Below are 22,179 nucleotides of genomic sequence, written 5' to 3'. Positions count from 1 at the left end.
CGAAGGAGCTCAGTAAAAAAAGCTTCGCTGGCAAGCCCAGCTCCCACAAGGATTGCTGTGTGCACCGTACCTGTGGGAGCTGGCTTGCCAGCGAAGGCGTCATCACTGACTGAATACAAGAACAACAGATCCAGGAGTAACCCCATGGGCGAAGTCGTCCTCGCAGCCAAAGTCTGCCACGTCCCCTCGATGTACCTGTCCGAACTGCCCGGCAAGCACCACGGTTGCCGCGAAGCCGCCATCGCCGGCCACAAGGAGATCGGCCGCCGCGCCCGCGCACTCGGCGCCGACACCGCCGTGGTGTTCGATGTGCACTGGCTGGTCAACAGCGGCTACCACGTCAATTGCGGCGAGCACTTCAAGGGCACCTACACCAGCAACGAACTGCCGCACTTCATCAAGAACATGGACTTCGAATACCCGGGCCTGCCCGCCCTCGGCGAGCTGATCGCGCAAGAGGCCAATGCCGCCGACGTGCGCACCCTGGCCCACAACATCCCGAGCCTGGAACTGGAATACGGCACCCTGGTGCCGATGCGCTACATGCACATGGACGTGCCCGCCGCCGACACGCTCAAGGTCGTGTCCATCGCCGCCTGGTGCGCCTGGCACCGCCTGCAGGACAGCTTCGCGTTTGGCGCCGCCGTGCGCCGGGCCATCGAGAAAAGCGACCGCAAGGTGCTGGTGCTGGCCTCCGGTTCGCTCTCGCACCGGTTCTCGGACGACCGCAACGCCGAAGCCAACATCCACAACTGGACCCGCGAGTTCGACAAGCAGATGGACCTGCGCGTGGTCGAGCTGTGGAAGCAGGGCCGCTTCAAGGAGTTCTGCGCGATGCTGCCCGACTACGCCGCGCACTGCTACGGCGAGGGCGGCATGCACGACACCGCGATGCTGCTGGGCCTGCTCGGCGGTGCCGACTACGACAAGCCGGTCGAAGTGCTCACCGAGCCGTTCGGCAGTTCGGGCACCGGCCAGATCAACGCCATCTTCCCGGTCTGAGCCCCCAGCAGGAGCTTCGCATGCCGCATTTCATTGCCGAATACACCGACAACCTCGAAACCCAGGCCGACCTGCCCGGCCTGTTCGAAAAGGTCCACCACACCCTGGGCGCCACCGGCGTGTTCCCGCTGGGCGGCATCCGCAGCCGTGCGGTACGCCTGGACACCTGGCGCATGGCCGACGGTGCGCACGACTACGCCTTCGTGCACATGACCCTCAAGGTCGGGCACGGGCGTGACCTGGCGACCCGCCAACAGGTAGCCCAGGCCCTGTTCGAGGTGATCACCGCACATTTTGCCGAGCTGCAAAGCCAGCGCCTGCTGGCCCTGTCGTTCGAAATGATCGAGCTGCACCCGCAACTGAACTTCAGGCAGAACAACGTGCATGCGTTTCTGCGCGACCAGGCGGGCTGAGTTTCAGCCGCCTGCTCCACCACCGGCCCTCTGACCAAGAAGAACAAGATCATGAGCACAGCCAATACCGCCGCACAGGCAAGCCTTGCGCGCCACGACGCCACCCACAGCACCATCACCTGGCGGCTGATGCCGCTGCTGCTGGTGTGCTACCTGTTCGCCCACCTGGACCGCATCAACATCGGCTTCGCCAAGATGCAGATGAGCAGCGACCTGCATTTCAGCGACACGGTGTACGGCTTCGGTGCCGGGCTGTTCTTCATTGCCTACGCCTTGTTCGGCGTACCCAGCAACATGGCGCTGGACCGGGTCGGCCCGCGGCGCTGGATCGCCACCCTGATGATCGTGTGGGGGGCGCTGTCCACCGGGATGCTGTGGGTGGAGTCGGCCTCGGGCTTCTATGTGCTGCGCTTTCTGCTGGGCGTGGCCGAGGCCGGCTTCTTCCCCGGCATCCTGGTCTACCTCAACCGCTGGTACCCGGCGCGGCGCCGTGGCCAGATCACCGCGCTGTTCGCGATTGCCGTACCGATGGCCGGCGTGATCGGCGGGCCGCTCTCGGGCGGCATTCTCGAGCTGTTCCACGACGCTGCCGGCCTGCGCGGCTGGCAATGGATGTTCCTGATCGAGGGCGCGCCGGTGATGCTGCTGGGCCTGGTGGTGCTCAAGCGCCTGCCCGACAGTTTCGAGCACGTGAGCTGGCTCGACGCCGAACAGAAACAGCAACTGCGCGAGCAACTGGCCCAGGAAGAACAGCGCAAGTCGATCACCTCCTTCGCCGGCATCCTGCGCAACCGGCAGGTATGGCTGCTGGTGGCGGTGTACTTCGCGGTGATGCTGGCGGTCAACACGCTGGCGTTCTGGATGCCCACCCTGATCCACGGCGCCGGTATCGGCAGCGATGGCCGCGTGGGCCTGCTCAGCGCCATCCCGTACCTGGCCGGCTGCCTGTTCATGATTGCCTGCGGGCGCTCCTCGGACCGCCAGCGCGAACGCCGCTGGCACCTGTGCGTGCCGCTGCTGATGTCGGCACTGGGCATTGCCGTGGCCGGCCTGGCGCCGACCAACCCGTTGCTGGTGCTGGGCGGCCTGGTGATTGCCGGCATGGGCGCCAGCGCCGCCCTGCCGATGTTCTGGCAGTTGCCGCCGGCGTTCCTGTCCACCGCCACCCAGGCGGCCGGCATCGCCCTGATCAGCTCGTTCGGCAGTATCGCCTCGTTCCTCGCGCCCTACCTGATCGGCTGGATGCGCGACACCACCCAGAGCGCCAGCCTTGCCCTGTACGTGCTGGCGCTGTTCATCACCCTGGGCGGCCTGCTGGTGCTGCGCACCCAGGCTGCCATCGTCAACCCTCAATAAGAGAGCCCGTCATGCTCGACCACAGCCAGATTCTCCATGCCGCAGCCCAGCTCGACCGCGCCGAACGCAGCCGCGAGCAGGTGCGCCAGTTCTCCCTCGACCACCCGGGCATCAGCATCGAGGATGCCTACGCCATCCAGCGCGCCTGGGTCGCGCAAAAGATCAAGGACGGGCGCACGCTGGTCGGGCACAAGATCGGCCTGACCTCGCGCGCCATGCAGGTCTCGTCGAACATCACCGAGCCGGATTTCGGCGCGCTGCTCGACGACATGTTCTTCGACGAAGGCAGCGACATCCCGTTCGAGCGCTTTATCGTGCCGCGCGTGGAAGTGGAACTGGCGTTCATCCTGGGCAAGCCGCTCAAGGGCCCCAACGTGACCGTGTTCGACGTGCTTGATGCCACCGAGTGGGTGATCCCGGCGCTGGAGATCATCGATGCGCGCATCCAGCAGGTCGACCCGCACACCGGCGCCACGCGCAAGGTCTTCGACACCATTTCCGACAACGCCGCCAATGCCGGCGTGGTCATGGGTGGTCGCGCCGTGCGGCCTACCGACATCGATCTGCGCAAGGTGCCGGCGGTGCTGTACCGCAACGGCGTGATCGAAGAGTCGGGGGTCTCGGCGGCGGTGCTCAACCACCCGGCCAAGGGCGTGGCGTGGCTGGCCAACAAGCTGGCGCCGTACGACGTCACGCTGGAGGCAGGCCAGGTGATCCTGGGCGGCTCGTTCACCCGCCCGGTGGCGGCCAACCCGGGCGATACCTTCCATGTCGACTACGACATGCTCGGTTCCATCGCCTGCCGTTTCGTCTGACCTGGGGGATTGTCATGGACCTGCCGGTAAACCGTTTCAAACAACGCCTGGCCAGTGGCACGCCGCAGATCGGCCTGTGGCTGGGGTTGGCCGATGCCTATTGCGCGGAGCTGGCCGCCAATGCCGGGTTCGACTGGCTGCTGATCGATGGCGAGCATGCGCCCAACGACCTGCGCGGCCTGCTCGCACAGTTGCAGGCGGTGGCACCGTATGCCAGCGAAGCGATCATCCGGCCGGTGATCGGCGATACCGCGCTGATCAAGCAGGTGCTCGACATCGGCGCGCAGACGCTGCTGGTGCCGATGGTGGAAAGTGCTGCCCAGGCCGGCGAGCTGGTACGCGCCATGCGTTATCCGCCCCAGGGGATACGCGGGGTGGGCAGTGCGCTGGCGCGAGCGTCGCGCTGGAACAGCATTCCCGGTTACCTGGATCAGGCCGATGCGCAGATGTGCCTGCTGGTGCAGATCGAGAATGCCCAAGGGCTGGCCAACCTGGACGCGATTGCTGCGGTTGACGGCGTGGACGGGGTGTTTATCGGGCCGGCTGACTTGAGTGCGTCGATGGGCCACCGGGGCAATCCGGGGCACCCTGAGGTGCAGGCGGCTATAGAGGACGCGATCGTGCGTATACAACGCGCGGGCAAGGCCGCCGGGATCCTGAGCGCCGACCAGGCCCTGGCGCGGCGCTACCTCGAGCTGGGCGCGGCGTTCGTGGCGGTGGGCGTGGATACCACGGTGCTGATGCGTGGGTTGCAGGGGTTGGCGGCAGCCTTCAAGGGCGATGTTGCACCTGTGGCCAAGGCAGGAGGGGTGTACTGATTTTGCCGGCCTCATCGCGGGTCAAGCCCGCGCCTGCAGGGTAGGTAGCGCCGCTGTACCTGTGGGACCCGCGATGGAGCGCCACGCTTTACCCTGCTGCGTTCAAGGAATCCCCAAACACCGCCCACATCGCCCGCAACCGCCGTGTGTACGCTTCAGGCCCGGCATAGATCAGCTCGACACTCAGGCTGTCGACCACGCCCAGATACGCATCCACGTACAGCGCCCGCCGTGCAGCCGGCAAGTGCGGCAAGCACGTTCCCAACGCCTGTTCGAACACCTCGCCCAGCCGCGCCAGGTACCCTTCGAAGCCCGCCGAAATGATCGGGCGCAACGCCTGGGGCGGGAAGAACGCCGTACGCAGCAGAAAGCGCAGGTGCGCCGACAGCTGATAGCGCTCGCCGAGGCAATGGCTGTAGCGCGTCCCCGGCAACACAGCGTCGCACTGCGCAAAGCAGTCCTGCACATACAATCGCTCTGCCTCCACCGCGCGCTCGAAGACCGCCTCGAAGAGGTCGTCCTTGCTGGTGAAGTGCGCATACAGCGAGGGCTTGCGCATGCCCGCCGCCGCCGCGATGTCGTTGAGCGATGCGGCATCGTAGCCATGTTCGGCAAACTGCTCGACCGCAATCGCGCAGATCTTCTGCGCCGAAGGCGTCAGGGTTCTCATGCAGGGTTCTCCACCATCAATGCCCGGCCAGGCTGTTCACGCCCACCGGTGCCTGCCGGATGCAGGCGCGCACCAACAACGCCACCAGCACACCCGACACCACCAGCAGCAACGCCCAGTGCGCTGCGCCCAAAGGCGCCATGATGCCCGACAACGGCGTGGCAAACGACGAAATGATCAACTGGAAAGCCCCTAGCAACGCAGCGGTCGATCCCAGCGCCCGGCGTTGCGAAGCCATCACCAGTGACATCAACGTCGCCTCCAGGATACCCAGGCCGAACATCGCCACCGCCATGCCGGCCACGATGCCCACCAGCCCGGCCGCACTCATGGCCCCCCCCAGCACCACCAGCGCCCCGAGCAGCAGGCACGCCGCGCCCCACTGCGCCAGGCGCAACAGGCCCTTGCGCGCCACCAGCCGACCGGCGGTGATCGCACCGAGCAAAATCGCCACGCCCGTCGCACCGAACAGCGTGCCGAAGGCTTGCACCGACAGGCCGAAGTGGGTCTGGTACACGAAGGCCGCGCCAGCGATGTAGGCAAACAGGAAAAAGAACACCGCCGACAGCGCCAGTGCCGGGCGCAGGAACTGCCCGTCGGCGCCGATGCGCAGGTAAGTGCGCAGGATCTGGCGCGGCGCCCAGGGCATGCGCTGCTCCAGTGCCAGGGTTTCCTTGAGCACCACTGCCGAATTCACCAGTACCAGCAGGCCGAGGCCGGCCAACGTCAACATGATCGCGCGCCAGCCGAAATGCGCACCGACAAAGCCGCCCAGCGCCGGTGCGATCACCGGCGCCAGGCCTTCGATGGTCATCAGCAGGGCAAATATCTGCGCCGCCCGCGCGCCTTCGGCCACATCGCGCACCATGCTCATGATCACCACCAGGGTCAGCGCACTGCCCAGGCCCTGGATGAAGCGGGCGGCCAGCAGCGCCTCAAGGCTGCCAGCCTGGGCCGCCGCCAGCGAACTCAGCACGAACACCGCAAGGCCGGCCAGCAAAGGCCGGCGCCGACCCAGCGTATCGACCAACGGCCCGAACAACAGTTGCCCGGCCCCCATCGCCAGCAGGAACACGGTGAGGGTCAGTTGCACCCCGGCATAGGTCGTGCCGTACTCCGCGGCAATCGCCGGCATGCTGGCCAGGTACATGTCCACGGCCGACGGGCCAAGGCCGCCGATCAGGGCCAGCGCGATGGCGAATTTCAGGTGCGGGGGCTGCGACTGCGAGGTAGGCATAGAATCGTATCCAGATCGAAAACCGATACCTACCGACCGGTAGGTAGCAAGATCTGGCGAGCATATACACCCGCTCACCACAGGTCAAGTCACCTCATCATCAGGCCGGGCCGGTCAGGCTGTGCTGGCGATAGTCCTTGGGCAACTGTTCGAACTGTTTCTTGAACGAGCAGCTGAAATGCGCCGAATCGGTGAAGCCCCATTTGTAGGCGATGGTGGTGATCGTTTCGGCCTTGAGGATCGGGTTGGCCAGGTCGTCGGCGCTGCGCTGCAGGCGGGCGCGCTGGATATAGCGGCACACGCTGTCGCCCTGCAAGGGCCGACGGGGTCAGCGCCGGGGTGTCGCTGCCGTCCAGCGCCGAGCAACGACACCTGGACGCCTGGCGCGCGCCATGCCCAGGGGCACTGTTCAAGACGGGCTGTGCGCCTGCTGCTTGAGGCGCTCGGTATCAACGCGCACAAACACCGAGTCGGCCGTGACGGTAAGCACATCCCCCGCCCACACCTCGCAGATCACCCGGGTCTTGCGCCCCAGCTCGCCTTCGACACGGGCCTTGAGCAACAGCTCGACGCCCATCGGGGTCGGCTTGAGGTAGCTCAACCCCAGGTGCCCGGTCACGCAGTCGATGCGCGGCAGGCTGCCCGGTTCGCGGCCTTCGGCACGGTAGTGGTGGGCCATGGCGGCCCAGTTCGAATGGCAGTCCACCAGCATCGCCAGCAGCCCGCCATACACCAGCCCCGGCCAGCCGGTGAAGGTGTTGTCGGGGCTGTGCCGGCACAGCAGGTGAATGCCGTCCTCGTCCCAATGGCTTTTCAGGTGCAGGCCACTGGGGTGCGCGGTGCCACAGCCATAGCAGATACCGTCGGGCGCAGCCAGGTCCTGGAGGGGTAAGGCTTGGGGATTCATAGGCGTCCTGTTGTTTTTATGCAAAGACATGCCCCCGATGGTAACGCCACCCGGTCAACGCGCGAAAGCGCTGAGCGGCCACCACCCGCGGTGCTCACGACTCGACGCGCAGCCCCGCGGCCTGCCAATCCGGAAAGCCGCTGTTAAGTCGGCGCACCTTGAACCCACGCTCGCGCAGCGCCGTCACCGCCGCCCCCGACAACACGCACCAGGGCCCGCGGCAATAAGCGATGATTTCCTGCTCGCGCGGCAGCTCTGCCAGGCGCAACTCAAGCTCGTCGAGCGGCATGTTGATCGCGCCGGGCAAATGCCCGAGGGCGAACTCCTCGTGCGAGCGCACATCCAGCAGAGTCACGCTGCGCTCCTGCAGGCGCTGCACCAGCTCGTCCCGCGACATCGCTTGCAGCCGCTCCTGGTGGGTCATGCTGTCGGCCATCAGCTCGCGCTTCGCCCCGCGCTGGTGCTCGGCAAATTCACGCAATGCGCCCAGCACGTCGAGAATCGGCCCGCTGCCGAGACGATAGAGCACGCGCTTGCCATCGCGGCGGGTCTGCACAAACCCCGCCCGGCGCAGGTGCTGCAGGTGCTGCGAGGTGTTGGCCACGGACAGTTCGCACAACTCGGCCAGACGCTCGACGGCGCGCTCGCCCTGGGCAATGTGTTCGAGCAGGTGCAACCGGTGCGCATGCCCCAGGGTGCGGGCCAACTCGGCGATTTCGATGAAGTGCTGCAAAGGAAGGTCGGTCATTGACAGGAAGCTAGCATTCGCCAATCATTCAATCAATTCATTGAATGATTAAAAGGAACGTACCCATGCATGCCTTGCCGACATTCATCGCCTGCTCCCTGCTGATCGGCGTACTGGCCACCGCGCTCGCCGACCTGTGGGCAGAGGTGCAAAAGCGTGTGTTCAACGTGCCACCCCCCAGTTGGCCGATGGTCGGTCGCTGGGTCGGGCACATGCGCCACAGACAGTTCAGGCACGCCAGCATCGCCAAGGCGCCCGCCATCAAGGGCGAAGCCCTGCTGGGCTGGCTGACCCACTACCTCATCGGTGTGCTGTACGCGGGGCTGTTGCTGGCGCTCTGCGGCGCCGAATGGGCACGCTCCCCGACCCTGCTGCCCGCACTGGCGCTGGGCCTGGCAACGTTGCTGGCACCGTTCTTCATCCTGCAGCCGGGCATGGGCGCCGGCATCCTGGCCAGCAAGACACCCAACCCGAACAGGGCGCGCCTGCGTAGCCTGGCGGCGCACGCCGTGTTCGGCGCGAGCCTGTTCGTGGCGGCCCTGGCACTGGCAGCCGTTGGCCTGGTGCCTCAGGCCTGAGGCGCCTCGGCCCCCTGGCACCACGCCTCGATCAGTGCATCCAGCAAGGCCTGGGGATCCTCGGGGTTGGCCTCGACCAGGCCGATGGCCCAGGCGCAACCGGCCAACTCGAAATGCGCACGCCACTGCGGCCACGCCAGCAGGGCCGGCAGGTCGAAGCTGTACATGCCGCCACGTTCGCCGTGGCCACCGTGGATCGACTCGCCCAGGCCGAAGGGTTCAGGGCCGAAAGGCTTGAGCGAAACGTAGTACACATGGTGCGTGGGATGCTCGCCCGTTGGCGCGCGATTGCACTGGGCAAGGTCCACCGACTGCCAGCCCAGTTCCTGTGCGGTCATGGGCTGTGTGTGGGCCATCAAGTCGTCGATACCCAGCGTACGGCCCCCCGGCCAGGTGACCTGCGTAGCGCTGAATACGCGCTGGCGTGCCTTGCGCGGGTTGGCCAGGTCGGCCCAGCCCCGTTCTCGGGTCAGCACCAGGCCCTTGAGCAGGCGAAACCCTCCGTCAGACAGTTGCAGCACGAACTGCCCGTAATCGGTGGGCACAACCCGCACCAGATGAAGGGACGACGCTTCACTGTGACCCATGCCTTGCCACTCCTTGAACAGGCAATCTGAAAGGAGCGCAGTATACGACGTGCAGGCCATCAGCAAGCGCGCTGGAGCAGGCAGTCAGCTCATCTGGCCGAAACGGCCCTCGCGAAAATCGGCGAACGCCTGTTCTATCTCGGCATCGCTGTTCATCACGAACGGGCCGTAGCCGACGATGGGCTCTTCCAGCGGCTGGCCGCTGAGCCAGAGCACGGCGGCATCGGTTTCGGCCTGCAGCAGCACGTCTTCACCGTCGCGCGCCAGCAGCACCAGTTGTGCCGGCCCGACCGAACGCTCGCCGTTGATCAGGACCTTGCCGCGCAGTACCACCAGGGCACTGCTGTAGCCGCTGCGCGCCGGCAATTGCACAGGCGCGGCGGGCGTGAGTTGCAGGTCCCACACATCCATGGGCGTGAAGGTGCGGGCCGGGCCTTGATGGCCGTGGTAGGTACCGGCGATCACACGCAGGGTGCCGGCATCGTGCGCCAGGTTCACCTGGGGGATGTCCTGGGCCAGCAGGGTCTGGTAGCCGGCCGGTGCGGACTTGTCCCTGGCGGGCAGGTTGACCCACAGTTGCACCATCTCCAGGGTGCCGCCGCGTAGGGCGAACGAAGGTGCATGAAACTCTTCGTGCAGGATGCCCCCGGCGGCGGTCATCCACTGCACGTCTCCCGGCCCGATCAGCCCGCCGGCGCCGGTGGAGTCGCGGTGCTCCAGCTCGCCCTGGTAGACGATGGTGACGGTTTCGAACCGCGATGCGGGTGCTGGCCTACGCCACGGCGGGCCTGGGTGGGCCCAAACGCGTGGGGGCCGGCGTAGTCGAGCAACAGGAACGGGCTGATGTGCTGGGCCAGGTTGTCGTAGCTGAACAGGCTGCGCACCGGGAACCCGTCGCCGACCCAGTGGGGGGGCGGACTGCTGTAGATGCCTTGAATCTTCTTCATGAGAAACCTCCTCTCGTGTATGGGGTCAACGATACGGATGCGACGATTGCGGCGCTAGATAGCGTAAAGCGTCCGCATTGTTCTACCTATGGAACAGTGATGTGCGAACCATCGCCCATGCACGGGCGGTGCAGGCACGCTACTATCACCGCCCACCCACCTTCCACACACGCCATGCAGCCCATCCTCACCCTCGCCGAGAACTACCCGCATGGTGAACGCATCGCCCCGCATTGCCACACCCGCGCACAGTTGATCCATGCCCTGAGCGGGGTCATCACGGTCAATTCCACCCAGGGTTGCTGGGTGGTCCCGCCCGGGCGCGGGGTGTGGGTACCGGCCACCGTGGAGCACGACCTGAGGTTCGCCGGGCAGGTACGCATGCGCACCCTGTTCGTCGCCCCCCATGCACGCCCCGACCTGCCCCACAGTTGCCGCGTGATCGACGTGCCCCCACTGCTGCGCCAATTGATCATCAGCGCCATGGACATCCCCGCCGACTACCCCGCCGGCGGGCGCGACGAACGAGTGATGCAGTTGATCCTCGACGAGATCCGCGTGCTGCCGATTCTCGCGCTGTATGTACCGCTGCCCGTCGACCCGCAACTCGCCGCCCTGTGCCAGGCCCTGCGCGACGACCCCGCCAGTGCCTGGAGCCTGCAGCGCGCCGCCGACCACAGCGGCCTGAACGCACGCACCCTGACCCGCGCCTTCCAGCGCGAGACCGGGCTGAGTTTCATCCAGTGGCTACGTCGCCTGCGCCTGTTGAGCAGCCTTGACTCGCTGGCCGCCGGGCACTCGATCCTGAACGTCGCACTGGACCTGGGCTACGACAGCCCCAGCGCCTTCAGCGCGATGTTTCGACGTACCCTGGGCGTTTCACCCAGCGCCTATTTCGGCAAGACCCCCGCCTACGGCCAACCCGAGCTCGACTAGTCAACGCGCATGCTGGCGCAGCAACAGCGACGCCACCGCGCACACGGCCAGGGCCACACACGCCACATGAAAAGCGTCCGAGTACGCCATCAGGTACGCCTGCTGGCGGATGCTATGGTCCAGCAGCGCCAGCACACCCAGGTCGTCCGGCGACTGGGCATCGACGATCCCGGTGGGCAATCGCTGCTGCAAGGCCGTGTCGAACACGGTAAGGCTCTCGCCGATCCGTTCGCTGTGAAAGCGTTCACGCAGCGACACCAACTGCGTCAGCAACGCCGTGCCCACCGCCCCACCGAGGTTGCGCAGCATCGAGATCAACGCCGACGCGGAGCCGGCCTGGGCCTTGTCCAGCCCCTTCACCGCCAGCACCGACAGCGCGACCATGATCAGCGGCTGACCCAGCCCGCGCACCACGGTGGACGGGATGATCACGTTCTTCGCAGCATCCGCCGACAGGTGTGCGCCCAGCCAGCAGCCCAACGCCATGATGGCGAAACCGCTGGCCACCAGCAGCTTGGCGTTCAGCCAGCGCATCAGGCGCGGCAGCAACGGCGCCAGCAGCAACTGCACCAGCCCGTAGGCAATCAGGCTGGTGCCGATCTCCCGCGCGTTGTAGCCCTGCACCTGCGACAGGTAGTTGGGCACCAGAAACACCAGGCCGAACGTGGCCGCACCAAACACCGCCATGGCCAGGCTCGCCACCCCGAAGTTGTAGCTGGCCAGCAGGCGCAGGTTGATGAAGGGACGATCGCCCCACAACTGGCGCTGGATGAACAGCGCCAGCGCCACGACGGCCGTGATGCTGAACGCCACGATGAAGCCCGAATCGAACCAGTCCTCACGCCCGCCCTCCTCCAGCACCACCTGCAAGGCGCCCAGCCCCAGCGCCATGGCCCCAATACCCAGCCAGTCGGCCTGGCGCAACTGATGGGGCTGGCTCGCCTGCGCCGGGATCGACCAGCCGACCGCCGCCAGCAATGCCACCCCCGGCAGTAGTTGCAGCAGGAAGATCCAACGCCACGAGTACAGGTCGGTCAACCACCCGCCAATCGACGGCCCGGCCGCCTGCGCCACACTGTTGGACAAGCTGAACAGCGCCATGCCCAGTGCAATCCTGCTGACCGGCAGTTCAGTGATGATCAGTTGCATCGACAGCGGGATCAGCACCGCGCCGGACGCGCCCTGGATTACCCGCAGGGCGATCATGGCGGACAGGTTCGGTGCCAGCGCGCAACTGACCGAACTGATCAGAAAGACCGTCGAGCCCACCAGCATCACCTTGCGCAGGGAAAACACCTGCACCAGCCAGGCGGTGAGCGGAATCATGGTGATCTCGGCGACCAGGTAGGCGGTCGAGATCCACGAGCCTTCTTCGAACGTGGCCCCCAGCGCCCCTTCGATCTCGGGCAACGCCGCGCTGGTGACGTGCACGTTCATGCCGGCCATGAAACAGCCGAACAAGCCACCGATCACCGCTACCCAGGCGCGCAGGGATACCTGCTCTTCAGTCTTCATGGCGCACCTTCGCCGGCCGCGTGTCGACGGTGGCAATCACCGACATGCCGGGCAGCAGTCGCGGTGCGCCCTGCTCGGGCGGGTCGAGGCGGATGCGCACGGGAAAGCGCTGCACGATCTTGGTGAAGTTGCCGGTGGCGTTGTCGGGCGGCAGCAGGGCGAACACGGCACCCGAGCCCGGTGCCACACTGTCGACCGTGCCTTGCCAGTGGCGGCCGAAGGTATCCACTTCAAGGGTTGCCCGTTGCCCGGGGCGCAGATGCTCGAGCTGGGTTTCCTTGTAGTTGGCCACCACATAGGCCTGCTCCACCGGCACCACTGCCAGCAGGGGCAGGCCGGGGCTGACGTATTGCTGCAGACGCACCTTGCGCTGCCCGACCCGGCCATCGAAAGGGGCACGGATCTGCGTGTCGGCCAGCGCGTTTTCGGCCAGCGCCAGTGCCGCCTCTGCCTGTTCCAGCGCGGCCTGGCGACGCGCCAGTTCGGCCTGCGCTTCACCCTGCTGGCTGACCAGCACGGTGTGCCTGGCGCGTTGCAGCGCCCAGCCGGCGGCCGCCCCCTTGAGCGCTGCCTGGGCCTGGGTGTGGGTGCTGCTGGCGCGCTCGGCACGTTGGGCGCTGACCGCGTTGAGCGTCACCAACTGACGGTAGCGCTGCCAGTCCAGCTCGGCACGCCGCGCTTCGGCCACGCCCGCTTCGCGCTCGGCAGCTGCCTGCGCAATGGCCTGGTGCTGTGCCTGCAGTTGCGCCGCCAGGGTCAACAGACTGGCCTGCTGCGCCTGTACCGAGGCCGCGCTGCCAGCCAGGTTCGCGCGGGCCTGGCGCACCTTCTGGCGGTAATCACGGTCGTCCAGTTGCACCAGCAGGTCACCGGCCTTGACCCACGCATTGTCGTCCACGCAGACCTGCGCCACATAGCCGCCCACCCGTGCACTCACGGGGGCCCAGTCGGCACGCACGTAGGCGTCGTCGGTCTGTTCGTGAAAGCGCGTGCCCTGCCATACGAACAGCGCGGCGCCGAGCACGCTCACGGCCCCGACTGCGCCCAGGGCCACGCGCAGTTTGCGCGCCCTGGCAGGTTGACTGGCCTGGGCAATGGGTGTCTCGGGACTGACCGCCTGGTTCATGTGCGCTGCCTCTGTGATGAAATGAGGGAGGCAGCTTAGGGCGCGCACAACTTGTGATCGCTAGTGTAAACGCCAGCTATCGTCGCGTAATGGACAGATGACCTTTCAACGTGACAGGAACGCCTGCACCTGCTCGGCGCAAGCCTGCGGGTCTTGCTGCATGAAGCAGTGCCCACCGGGCATCACCTGGCGTTCGACCTGAGGGTTGAGCCGCGCCCAGCGTGACAGCGACAGCGGGACGAAGGGATAGGTCTCGGTGCCATTGAGCACCCGCGTGGGCACCTGCACCTCGGTCAAGGCCGTCCAGAGCCCACGGGGCACCGAGCTGAACACGTCCACTTCACGCGAAGGCCGGCACTTGAGTACCACACCCTCGCCACAGTCGCCGATGGCGTGGTCCACGTAGGCCTGCAAGGCGTCCTCATGCCAGCCCTTGAATATCCCGCGGCCTTGCAATGACGCCAGCGCCGCCGCACGGTCGGGCCAGTGGCTGCGCCGCGTCGCCGCCTTGCGCGCCAGGCCGTGGCGCCGGTGCAGGCCCAGCAAGGTGGCGACACTCATCACCCCGAGCATCGAGCGGCTGAATACCACCGGGTCGAGCAACACCGCACGCTGGAACAGGCCCGGTTCGCGCGCCAGGATCAGGCCGCTCAGCACCCCGCCGAAGCTGTGCCCCACAGCAACGCACGGCACCTCGCCGTACTCGCCACGCCCGGCCTGAAACGCCTCGACCGCCAGTTGCGCACAGCGGTCCCAGCCCACGAACGTACCGCCATGGTCACTGTCGCCGTGCCCCTGCACGTCGCTCAGCCACAGGTCGAAATGCTCGGCCAGGCGCTCCAGCAAGGGCTGGTAGGCCAGGCAGCAGAAGCCGTTGCCATGCAGAAAGTGCAGCAGCGGCTTGCCGCTGGCGGGTGAGCGCCAGCCGCGCAGGGTGAAGTGTTCGGCGCATTCATGCGACCAGGGGATCAGTTCCATCGAGGCTCGCTGCAGGGGCTATAAAAACCCCGATTCTACAAACAGCAGCGGATACAGCGATAGCACCAGCAGCGCAGCCATCAGCCAGTTGAACAGCTTGAGCCAGCGCGGGTCCTGCAACACCGTGCGCAGCGCACTGCCGAACATCACCCATACGCACACGCTGGGCAGGTTGACCAGCGCGAACACGGCGGCGATCACGATCACGTTGGTCAGGTAGCCCTGGCTCGGCGCATAGGTGGTGATGGCGCCCACCGCCATGACCCACGCCTTGGGGTTGACCCACTGAAAGGCTGCCGCGCCCCAGAAGCCCAGGGGCTTGCGCGTACCCGGCGCAGTGCTCGACAGCGGGCCGGAGGTGGCGATCTTCCAGGCCAGGTACAGCAGGTAGGCCGCGCCCACGTAGCGCAACACGCCGTAGGCCAGCGGGTAGGCCTTGAACACCTCGCCCAGGCCCAGCCCCACCGCCAGCACCATCACCATGAACCCCACGCTGATGCCCAGGGCATGCGGGATGGTGCGCCGCACCCCGAAGTTCACCCCGGAGGCCAGCAGCATGGTGTTGTTGGGCCCGGGGGTGATGGAGGAGACGAAGGCGAACAGCATGAAGGCTGTCAGCAGGTTGAGGGAGGTGAGCATGGCAGGCATCCGCTACGGTGTTGTTGTTCAACGACACTAACCAACTATCGACCCGGTGCTGCCATACAGTTGCGGGCAATTGTGCCGCTACACTTGGGCTCCGCGCACGGCCACTGCAAGACGACAGCTCCTGCGCCGCAGCGATTTCGCTTAGGATAGCGTCTCCGAATTCCGATACAGAAGCCCCCGCTCATGCCAGTGCTCATCCGCCCCGCGCGCCTTGACGACGCCCCCCAGATCCTTACCTTCATCATCGAGCTGGCCGACTACGAGCGCGCCCGCCATGAAGTCGTCGCCAGTGTCGCCGACATCGAGCGCAACCTGTTCGGCGAAGGCACCACCACCCAGGCGCTGATCTGCGAGCGCGACGGCCAGGCCATCGGCTTTGCGGTGTACTTCTTCAGCTACTCCACCTGGCTCGGCACACAGGGCATCTACCTCGAAGACCTGTATGTGACCCCCCAGGCGCGCGGCACCGGCGCGGGCAAGCAGCTGTTGCGCCATCTGGCCCGCGAGGCCTGCGCCAAGGGCTGCGGGCGTCTGGAGTGGAGCGTGCTGGACTGGAACGAGCCGGCCATCCAGTTCTACCAGTCCATCGGTGCGCAACCGCAGGATGAGTGGGTGCGCTACCGCATGGAAGGTGAAACCCTGCGCACCTTTGCACAAGGCTGACACCCTCATGCTCTATCGATTCGCAGCCGATGGGCTGGTGCTGTTTCACTTGTCGTTCATTGTGTTCGTGATGGTCGGTGGCCTGCTGCTGCTCAGGTGGCCACGCCTGTGCTGGCTGCATCTTCCAGCAGTGGCGTGGGGGATCATGGTGGAGCTGTTGCACCTGCCCTGCCCGCTGACCGAATGGGAAAACCGCTTGCGCGCCGCGGCGGGCGACATCGGCTACCCCGACAGTTTCGTCGAGCATTACCTGATACCGGTGATCTACCCGGCCAAGCTGACGCCGGGCATCCAGTTGTGGCTGGGCGCCCTGGTGATTGCGGTCAATGCGCTGGTGTACCTGTGGCTGTGGCGCTCACGCAGGCGCAGCGCCGTGCACTGATCGGCCCGGCGCAGCCGCCCCGGTTCAGGCATTTGCCACCGGGGCAGCCTCCTCCCGCGCCGCATAGCGCTGCGCCAGTACCGCGCACACCATCAGCTGAATCTGATGGAACAGCATCAAGGGCAGGATCACGGCGCCGATCGCGCCCCCGGCGAACAGCACCTGAGCCATCGGCACCCCCGTCGCCATGCTCTTCTTGGAGCCGGCAAACAGGAGGGTGATGCGGTCCTCGAGACTGAACCCCAACCGCTTGCCCAGCGCCTGTGTACACCACAGCACCACTGCCAGCAGCACGCAGCACACCAGCGCCAGGCCCACCAGGCGGGCCGGCGGTACCGCGTGCCACAAGCCACTGATCACCGCATCACTGAACGCGGTATAGACCACCAGCAGGATCGAACCCTGGTCGACGATTGTCAGCCAACGTGCATTGCGCGCCACCCATGCGCCGATCCAGCGCCGGGCCAACTGGCCCGCCACGAAGGGCACCAGCAGTTGCAGCACGATCTTGAACACCGCATCGAGGTTGGAGCCGGTATCGCCCTGCACCCCCATCAACACCATCACCAGCAGCGGCGTGAGCCCGATGCCGAGCAGGCTGGAGGCCGCCGCACTGCAGATCGCTGCCGGCACGTTGCCGCGCGCCAGCGAGGTAAAGGCAATCGCCGACTGCACCGTGGCCGGCAGCGCGCACAGGTACAGCACCCCCATGTACAGCTCATCGCCCACCAGCGGCAGGAACAACGGCTTGAACAGCATGCCCAGCAACGGGAACATCACGAACGTGCAGCCGAACACCAGCAGGTGCAGGCGCCAGTGACCTGCCCCGGCCGCCACCGCCTCGCGCGACAGCTTGGCGCCGTGCAGGAAGAACAGCAACGCAATCGCCAGGTTGGTCAACCCGCCAAACACCAGCGCTCCCTGGCCCTCGCAAGGCAGCAGGGTTGCCAGCGCGATCACGGCGAGCAACGCCAGTGTGAAATTGTCGAACAGCAGTCGCAGGTGCTTCATGACGCTTCCTGTCTTGTTATTGGGGAGGCAGAGACGATAAGGTCTATTTCCATTTCCGACTAACGACAGAACACCAAGAGTGTCGCCCAAACGACAGCCACCGCCCTCTGAAGCCTCCCGCCTGAGCGAACTCACAGCCCTGCCGCGCCCGCTGTACGGGCAGGCGCAATCGCTGGCCAACATTGCCCTGGGCTTTGCCCACGGGCATGCGTGGGGGCAGTTGTCATATGCCCTCCATGGCGTGCTGCACGTGCACACGCGTGCCGGGCGCTACGTGGTGCCGCCGCAACGCGCCGTGTGGATACCGGCGCACACCCTGCACCGGGTCAGTTGCGCGGGCGACACCTGCATTCGCAGCCTGTATGTGCAACCGGCGCTGTGGCCCGACGCCGAGTGCCGCGTGATCAGCGTCAACCCGCTGCTGCGCGAGCTGATCCGTACCTTCAGCGAGCTGCCAGTGGAGTACGACCCTGAAGGCGCCGCCGGGCGGCTGGTGGCCGTGCTGTTCGACCAACTGCTGGGCGCACCGCAGGAGCAACTGATCTTGCCGTTGCCGCAAGACCCGCGCCTGCGCGCATTGTGCCGACGCCTGGAAGCCCACCCGGACCTGCCCACGGGGCTGGCGCACTGGAGCCTCAAGCACGGCGTGTCGGAAAAGACCCTGAGCCGATTGTTCCTGCGCGAGACCGGCATGACCTTTCGCACCTGGCGCCAACGCATGCGCCTGCTCAGCGCGCTGCCGGCGCTCAGCCGCGGCCAGCGGGTCACGGACGTGGCGCTGGCCTGCGGCTATGAATCGCTGTCGGCCTTCATTGCCGCTTTTGGCAAACAGTTTGGCGTGTCGCCAGGCGAATTCCTGCAGACCCACCGGAACCCCACAACATGAACGACTTCAAGCGCTGCACCGCGCTGACCTGTCTGCTGCTGGCCAGCCCAGGCGCATGGGCCACCCCTACCCCCCTCGACCTGGACGCGCAGATAGAAGCGGCCGGCCAGGCAGTCATGCAGGCCCACGCCATTCCCGGCATGGCGATTGGCGTGACCGTCAACGGCGAACGGCACTTCTACGACCTGGGCGTGGCCTCTCGCGACACCGGCATGGCGGTCACCCGTGACACGCTGTTCGAGCTGGGCTCGATCAGCAAGACCTTCAACGTCACCCTGGCAGCCTACGCCCAGGCCAACGGCAAGCTCTCATTGACCGACAGCCCTGCCAGGTACGTGCCGGAACTGCACGGTCGCGCGCTGGAGCAGGTGACCCTGTTGAACCTGGCCACCCACACTGCAGGCGGCTTCCCGTTGCAACTACCCGACGAGGTGCGCGACAGCCAACAATTGATGCGCTACTTCAAGGCCTGGGCGCCCGCGTACCCGGCCGGTACCCGTCGCACCTATGCCAACCCCAGCATCGGCCTGCTCGGCGTGATCAGCGCGCGGCAGCTCGACATGAGCTATCGATCGGCCGTGGAGCAGCTGCTGTTCCCCGCCCTGGGCCTGCAAAACACTTACGTCCAGGTACCGCCCAGCCGCCAGAAGTACTATGCCCAGGGCTACACCCGCGATAACGTGCCCGCCCGGCTGACCCCCGCCGTGCTTGCCGATGAAGCCTACGGGGTGAAATCCAGCAGCGACGACATGGTGCATTTCATCGAAGCGAACCTGGGCCTGGACGCCACCGATCCGGCCCTCCAGCAGGCCATCGCCGCCACTCATACCGGCTACTACCAGCTGGGTGCGATGACCCAGGACCTGATCTGGGAGCAGTACGCCTACCCGGTACCGCTGCAGACCCTGCTCGATGGCAACGCCAGCAGCATGGCGCTGAACACCCATGATGTGACGCCACTGCAACCGCCCCTGGCGCCGCAGCAGGCGGCCTGGATCAACAAGACCGGGTCGACCAACGGTTTTGGTGCCTACGTGGCATTCGTGCCCGCGCAGCGAATGGGCATCGTGATCCTGGCCAACAAGCACTACCCCAACGAGGCACGGGTCAAGCTGGCGTACCAGATTCTCGGCGTGCTGAGCGAGGCCACCCGGTGACACTGGGCAATCAGGCACGCAACACGCTCAAGTTGCTGGCGGTGCTGGGCGGGTTGTGGGGGTTCGGGCAACTGCCGGTGAACATTGGCTCCAACCTGATCCTGTTCGGCGGGCTGCTGGCTGGCGGCGTCTTCGCGGCGGTCAACCTCTCGCGCATCTTTGCCTTTGTCAGCTACTGGCCCGGCACGCTGCTGTACAGCGTGGTGGTGGTGTACCTGTGCCGGATCACCACCGAGAAAAGCCTGAATGCACGCTTCGGCATCGAGATCGGCTACCTCAACCATGCACCGATCCTCTACGGGGCGCTGTATTCCATCGCGTTTTCGCTGATGCTGGTCGGCCTCTACCTGTTGATGCCGCTTCGCCTACGCCAGTGGCTCCCCGCGCGCCCGGCAACGGACACACGCAAGCTGCCTGGGTTCGAACCCTTCTTTGCGACGGCGCTGCTGTGCGCAGCGCTGTATACCCAACAGCAACTGGACAAAGGGCTCGAGTTCGCCTTGATTGCCGATGCGGTGGCCGTCTCCAGTTGTGGCCCCCCCGAGGCCGGCACGCTGTACCTGCGCAAGAATCACGAGCAGTGCTATGCGCTGCAAGGCAATCCCCTTATCGGCACCTTTACCGTGCAGGCACTGGACAGCAAGGCGCCCTAACCGGCACGGGTAACGCGCCTGCAAACGCCAGTGAACCTCTGCCCTGGCGCGCACCTCGAATGTTCAGGGCCTGCCCCGGGCCCGATACACCCGGCGGATACCTGCGATGAGCTTTACCCTGTGGATCGCCGTGTTCGGCGCGGTGCTGCTGATCCTTGCACTGACCTCGTCCTATTTGCGCTGGATGCCGGTGACCACGTCGGCGGTGTGCCTGTTGCTGGGGGTCGGCATCGGCCCGCTGGGTCTGGGCCTGTTGCACCTGGACATCGACCATGCGGCCAGCTGGCTACGACACCTCACCGAAGTCGCGCTGCTGTTCTCGCTGTTCATCAGCGGGCTCAAGCTGCGCCTGACACTGCGCAGCCGCGTGTGGCGCGTGGCGTTTGGCCTGGCCGGCCCGGTGATGCTGCTGAGCATCGCCGGGTTTTCGGTGGTACTGCACTACCTGGCCGAGCTGCCGTGGGCGGCCGCGTTGCTCATTGGCGCGATCCTCGCACCTACCGACCCGGTGCTGGCGGCACTGGTGCAGGTCAACGATGCACAGGACCACGACCCGCTGCGCTTCGGCCTCTCGGGTGAGGCCGGGCTCAACGACGGCGTGGCGTTTCCGTTCGTGCTGCTGGGGCTGATGCTGGTGCAAAGCCAGGCCGGCGACACCTGGGCACTGTTCACCTGGCTGTGGCGCGACCTGCTGTGGGCCATACCTGCCGGGCTGCTGATCGGCTACTGGATGGGCAAGCTGCTCGGGCGCCTGACCCTGACGTTGCGCATCAGCCACGCCGACAGCACGCTGTCACCCAACGACTACCTGGCGCTGGCACTGATTGCCCTGGCCTATGTAGTGGCCGACACGCTGCATGCCTATGGCTTTCTCTCGGTATTTGCGGCGGGGCTCGGCCTGCGCCAGGCCGAAGTCAGTTTTACCGGAGGCGCGCAGACGCCTTCCGAGCACCTCGCCCAGCCCGTGGCCGGGCACCTGGAGGCCGCCCCGGAAAATGCCGTGCATGGCGACGTGGACAACCTGGAAGACACCCAGGTGGCCGCCGGTGTCATGATGGGCGACATGCTCGCCTTCGGCAGCCTGGTGGAACGGGTGATGGAGGTGTTCCTGGTGACCGTGCTGGGCGTGGTGCTCGCCAGCCACTGGGACTGGCGTGCACTGGCGTGCGGCCTGGCGCTGTTCTGTGTGGTACGGCCGTTGAGCGTGCTGGCCATGCCGTGGGGCAGCCTGCTGGACCTGCGCCAGCGCCTGATGGTCGGTTGGTTCGGCATCCGTGGCATCGGCAGCCTGTTCTACCTGTTCTATGCCTTGAGCCACGCGCTGGACGGCACGCTGGCGACGCAGTGCCTGAACATCACGCTGTCGGTGGTGGCATTGAGCATCGTGGTGCACGGCTTGACCACACAGCCGATGCTGAACCACTACGCGCGGCGCGGGTAACTTAATCGCCGAACCGGTGTCCAACGCTGGTCAAATTCTGCAGGTTCGATTCATGTCATTGCGTGTGTTGCGTTATACCCTGCTGGGCGTGCTGTCGAGCCCGGGCCTGGCCCTGGCGGCGTGTCCTTCCGGGCAGGCGCCCTTGTGCACGGTGGCGTGTTATTGCGCGCCCGTCGCGCCGGCCAACCTGCAAGACCTGGGCACGTTGCTGGAAAGCGTCGGGCAGATGGCCGCGTCAGGCCTGGCCGGCTGGTTGAAACGCTCGCGTGACATGGCCGCGGCCGGTGACGTGCAACCCATCCCGCTGGATATCCGGGTACAGCTGGAGGCGTACTACGACTTCCAGGTACTGGACGCCGTGCGCTACAAGGTGGGCGACCCGCAACAGCTCGACGCGACCACGGCCATGCTGCAGAACCCCGACGTGAATGCCGTCACGCTGGTGGACATCATCGTTTTTCGCCATGCCGAGGACGCCCACAACAACGTGGCCCTGTGGGCGCACGAGTTGAAGCATGTGCAGCAGTATCAGCAATGGGGCATCGAAGCATTTGCCGCCCGCTACACCCGCGACTACAACGCGGTGGAGGCGCCGGCGTATGCCGTCCAGGCCGAGGTGCAGAAGGCCCTGAAGGGCTCCACGGTGGGCTTGGCACACTAGTTTCACGCTGTTGGCCCCACCCAGTGCCAGCCAACACATCTCCA

At 66.1% G+C, this 22,179-nt stretch carries 24 protein-coding genes and 2 pseudogenes; 14 read left to right on the top strand and 12 right to left on the bottom strand.

Going from position 1 to position 22,179, the window contains the following annotated elements:
• Window positions 1-144 precede the first annotated feature (144 nt).
• Genes hpaD through hpaI form a run of 5 tightly spaced genes read left to right on the top strand, consistent with a single transcriptional unit; the run spans window position 145 to window position 4,404 of the window.
• Window positions 145-1,002 (top strand): 3,4-dihydroxyphenylacetate 2,3-dioxygenase, encoded by an 858-nt coding sequence (gene hpaD, locus KUO17_RS25745; RefSeq protein ID WP_217978375.1) that lies wholly within the window; start codon window positions 145-147, stop codon window positions 1,000-1,002.
• A gap of 20 nt (window positions 1,003-1,022) precedes the next feature.
• Window positions 1,023-1,415 carry a 5-carboxymethyl-2-hydroxymuconate Delta-isomerase gene (locus KUO17_RS25740; protein WP_217978374.1) on the top strand — a complete coding sequence of 131 codons (393 nt, stop codon included), beginning with the start codon at window positions 1,023-1,025 and terminating at the stop codon, window positions 1,413-1,415.
• Window positions 1,416-1,466: 51 nt separating this feature from the next.
• Window positions 1,467-2,771: an MFS transporter gene (locus tag KUO17_RS25735; RefSeq protein ID WP_217978373.1), complete on the top strand. Its 1,305-nt coding sequence runs from the start codon at window positions 1,467-1,469 to the stop codon at window positions 2,769-2,771.
• Between the two features lie 11 nt (window positions 2,772-2,782).
• Window positions 2,783-3,586: a 2-oxo-hept-4-ene-1,7-dioate hydratase gene (gene hpaH / locus KUO17_RS25730; RefSeq protein ID WP_217978372.1), complete on the top strand. Its 804-nt coding sequence runs from the start codon at window positions 2,783-2,785 to the stop codon at window positions 3,584-3,586.
• A gap of 14 nt (window positions 3,587-3,600) precedes the next feature.
• Window positions 3,601-4,404, top strand: a complete 804-nt coding sequence (hpaI, locus tag KUO17_RS25725) for a 4-hydroxy-2-oxoheptanedioate aldolase (RefSeq protein WP_217978371.1) — start codon at window positions 3,601-3,603, stop codon at window positions 4,402-4,404.
• An 88-nt stretch (window positions 4,405-4,492) separates the two neighbouring features.
• On the opposite strand, the gene KUO17_RS25720 is transcribed toward hpaI, so the two are convergent.
• The 5 genes and pseudogenes from KUO17_RS25720 to KUO17_RS25700 form a co-directional block, all read right to left on the bottom strand.
• Complete coding sequence (locus KUO17_RS25720) at window positions 4,493-5,074, bottom strand: TetR/AcrR family transcriptional regulator (RefSeq protein ID WP_217978370.1); 582 nt, start codon at window positions 5,072-5,074, stop codon at window positions 4,493-4,495.
• A gap of 16 nt (window positions 5,075-5,090) precedes the next feature.
• The gene (locus KUO17_RS25715) at window positions 5,091-6,311 is read right to left on the bottom strand and encodes a multidrug effflux MFS transporter (protein ID WP_217978369.1); all 1,221 of its coding nucleotides are present in this window, start codon (window positions 6,309-6,311) and stop codon (window positions 5,091-5,093) included.
• 100 nt (window positions 6,312-6,411) lie between these two features.
• A pseudogene (locus KUO17_RS25710) lies at window positions 6,412-6,624 on the bottom strand (helix-turn-helix domain-containing protein); the annotation flags it as partial.
• A 96-nt stretch (window positions 6,625-6,720) separates the two neighbouring features.
• A complete protein-coding gene (locus KUO17_RS25705) occupies window positions 6,721-7,218 on the bottom strand; it encodes a PaaI family thioesterase (protein WP_217978368.1) in 498 nt (165 codons plus the stop codon).
• A 94-nt stretch (window positions 7,219-7,312) separates the two neighbouring features.
• Window positions 7,313-7,966: an ArsR/SmtB family transcription factor gene (locus KUO17_RS25700; RefSeq protein WP_217978367.1), complete on the bottom strand. Its 654-nt coding sequence runs from the start codon at window positions 7,964-7,966 to the stop codon at window positions 7,313-7,315.
• 65 nt (window positions 7,967-8,031) lie between these two features.
• Between KUO17_RS25700 and KUO17_RS25695 the strand changes: the two genes are divergently transcribed.
• Window positions 8,032-8,544, top strand: coding sequence for a DUF2938 family protein (locus KUO17_RS25695; RefSeq protein WP_217978366.1), 513 nt, complete (start codon window positions 8,032-8,034; stop codon window positions 8,542-8,544).
• Here KUO17_RS25695 and KUO17_RS25690 read toward each other — a convergent pair.
• The gene (locus tag KUO17_RS25690) at window positions 8,535-9,131 is read right to left on the bottom strand and encodes a hypothetical protein (protein ID WP_217978365.1); all 597 of its coding nucleotides are present in this window, start codon (window positions 9,129-9,131) and stop codon (window positions 8,535-8,537) included. The genes KUO17_RS25695 and KUO17_RS25690 overlap by 10 nt on opposite strands.
• 84 nt (window positions 9,132-9,215) lie before the next feature.
• Window positions 9,216-10,078 (bottom strand): annotated as a pseudogene (locus KUO17_RS25685) (pirin family protein).
• 174 nt (window positions 10,079-10,252) lie between these two features.
• On the opposite strand from KUO17_RS25685, the gene KUO17_RS25680 reads away from it, so the two are divergent.
• Window positions 10,253-11,014: an AraC family transcriptional regulator gene (locus tag KUO17_RS25680; protein ID WP_255263800.1), complete on the top strand. Its 762-nt coding sequence runs from the start codon at window positions 10,253-10,255 to the stop codon at window positions 11,012-11,014.
• Here KUO17_RS25680 and KUO17_RS25675 read toward each other — a convergent pair whose 3' ends face one another.
• The 4 genes from KUO17_RS25675 to KUO17_RS25660 all read right to left on the bottom strand — a co-directional run bounded on the left by KUO17_RS25675 (window position 11,015) and on the right by KUO17_RS25660 (window position 15,281).
• On the bottom strand, window positions 11,015-12,529 hold the full coding sequence (locus tag KUO17_RS25675) for an MDR family MFS transporter (RefSeq protein WP_217978364.1): 1,515 nt from the start codon (window positions 12,527-12,529) through the stop codon (window positions 11,015-11,017).
• Window positions 12,519-13,655 (bottom strand): HlyD family secretion protein, encoded by a 1,137-nt coding sequence (locus KUO17_RS25670; protein ID WP_217978363.1) that lies wholly within the window; start codon window positions 13,653-13,655, stop codon window positions 12,519-12,521. Before KUO17_RS25670 ends, KUO17_RS25675 begins: the two co-directional genes overlap by 11 nt.
• 105 nt (window positions 13,656-13,760) lie before the next feature.
• Window positions 13,761-14,633, bottom strand: a complete 873-nt coding sequence (locus tag KUO17_RS25665) for an alpha/beta fold hydrolase (RefSeq protein WP_217978362.1) — start codon at window positions 14,631-14,633, stop codon at window positions 13,761-13,763.
• 18 nt (window positions 14,634-14,651) lie between these two features.
• Complete coding sequence (locus KUO17_RS25660) at window positions 14,652-15,281, bottom strand: LysE family translocator (protein WP_217978361.1); 630 nt, start codon at window positions 15,279-15,281, stop codon at window positions 14,652-14,654.
• A gap of 183 nt (window positions 15,282-15,464) precedes the next feature.
• On the opposite strand from KUO17_RS25660, the gene KUO17_RS25655 reads away from it, so the two are divergent.
• Together KUO17_RS25655 and KUO17_RS25650 are read left to right on the top strand one after the other, a co-directional pair.
• Complete coding sequence (locus tag KUO17_RS25655) at window positions 15,465-15,944, top strand: GNAT family N-acetyltransferase (protein ID WP_217978360.1); 480 nt, start codon at window positions 15,465-15,467, stop codon at window positions 15,942-15,944.
• A 7-nt stretch (window positions 15,945-15,951) separates the two neighbouring features.
• Complete coding sequence (locus KUO17_RS25650; protein ID WP_217978359.1) at window positions 15,952-16,326, top strand: DUF2784 domain-containing protein; 375 nt, start codon at window positions 15,952-15,954, stop codon at window positions 16,324-16,326.
• A 24-nt stretch (window positions 16,327-16,350) separates the two neighbouring features.
• Here KUO17_RS25650 and KUO17_RS25645 read toward each other — a convergent pair whose 3' ends face one another.
• Window positions 16,351-17,337, bottom strand: coding sequence for a bile acid:sodium symporter family protein (locus KUO17_RS25645; protein WP_217978358.1), 987 nt, complete (start codon window positions 17,335-17,337; stop codon window positions 16,351-16,353).
• A 79-nt stretch (window positions 17,338-17,416) separates the two neighbouring features.
• Between KUO17_RS25645 and KUO17_RS25640 the strand changes: the two genes are divergently transcribed.
• The 5 genes from KUO17_RS25640 (at window position 17,417) to KUO17_RS25620 (ending at window position 22,135) form a co-directional block, all read left to right on the top strand.
• A complete protein-coding gene (locus tag KUO17_RS25640) occupies window positions 17,417-18,223 on the top strand; it encodes an AraC family transcriptional regulator (RefSeq protein WP_217978357.1) in 807 nt (268 codons plus the stop codon).
• A complete protein-coding gene (gene ampC, locus KUO17_RS25635) occupies window positions 18,220-19,380 on the top strand; it encodes a class C beta-lactamase (RefSeq protein ID WP_217978356.1) in 1,161 nt (386 codons plus the stop codon). The genes KUO17_RS25640 and ampC overlap by 4 nt, the downstream gene beginning before the upstream one ends.
• Window positions 19,377-20,033, top strand: a complete 657-nt coding sequence (locus KUO17_RS25630; RefSeq protein ID WP_217978355.1) for a hypothetical protein — start codon at window positions 19,377-19,379, stop codon at window positions 20,031-20,033. Before ampC ends, KUO17_RS25630 begins: the two co-directional genes overlap by 4 nt.
• 106 nt (window positions 20,034-20,139) lie before the next feature.
• Complete coding sequence (locus KUO17_RS25625) at window positions 20,140-21,474, top strand: cation:proton antiporter (protein WP_217978354.1); 1,335 nt, start codon at window positions 20,140-20,142, stop codon at window positions 21,472-21,474.
• A gap of 52 nt (window positions 21,475-21,526) precedes the next feature.
• Complete coding sequence (locus KUO17_RS25620; protein WP_217978353.1) at window positions 21,527-22,135, top strand: eCIS core domain-containing protein; 609 nt, start codon at window positions 21,527-21,529, stop codon at window positions 22,133-22,135.
• Window positions 22,136-22,179: the final 44 nt, after the last annotated feature.

It is taken from the genome of Pseudomonas aegrilactucae (genome assembly GCF_019168305.1).
Lineage (GTDB): Bacteria > Pseudomonadota > Gammaproteobacteria > Pseudomonadales > Pseudomonadaceae > Aquipseudomonas > Aquipseudomonas aegrilactucae.
This window is presented reverse-complemented; position numbering and strand designations above follow the sequence as displayed.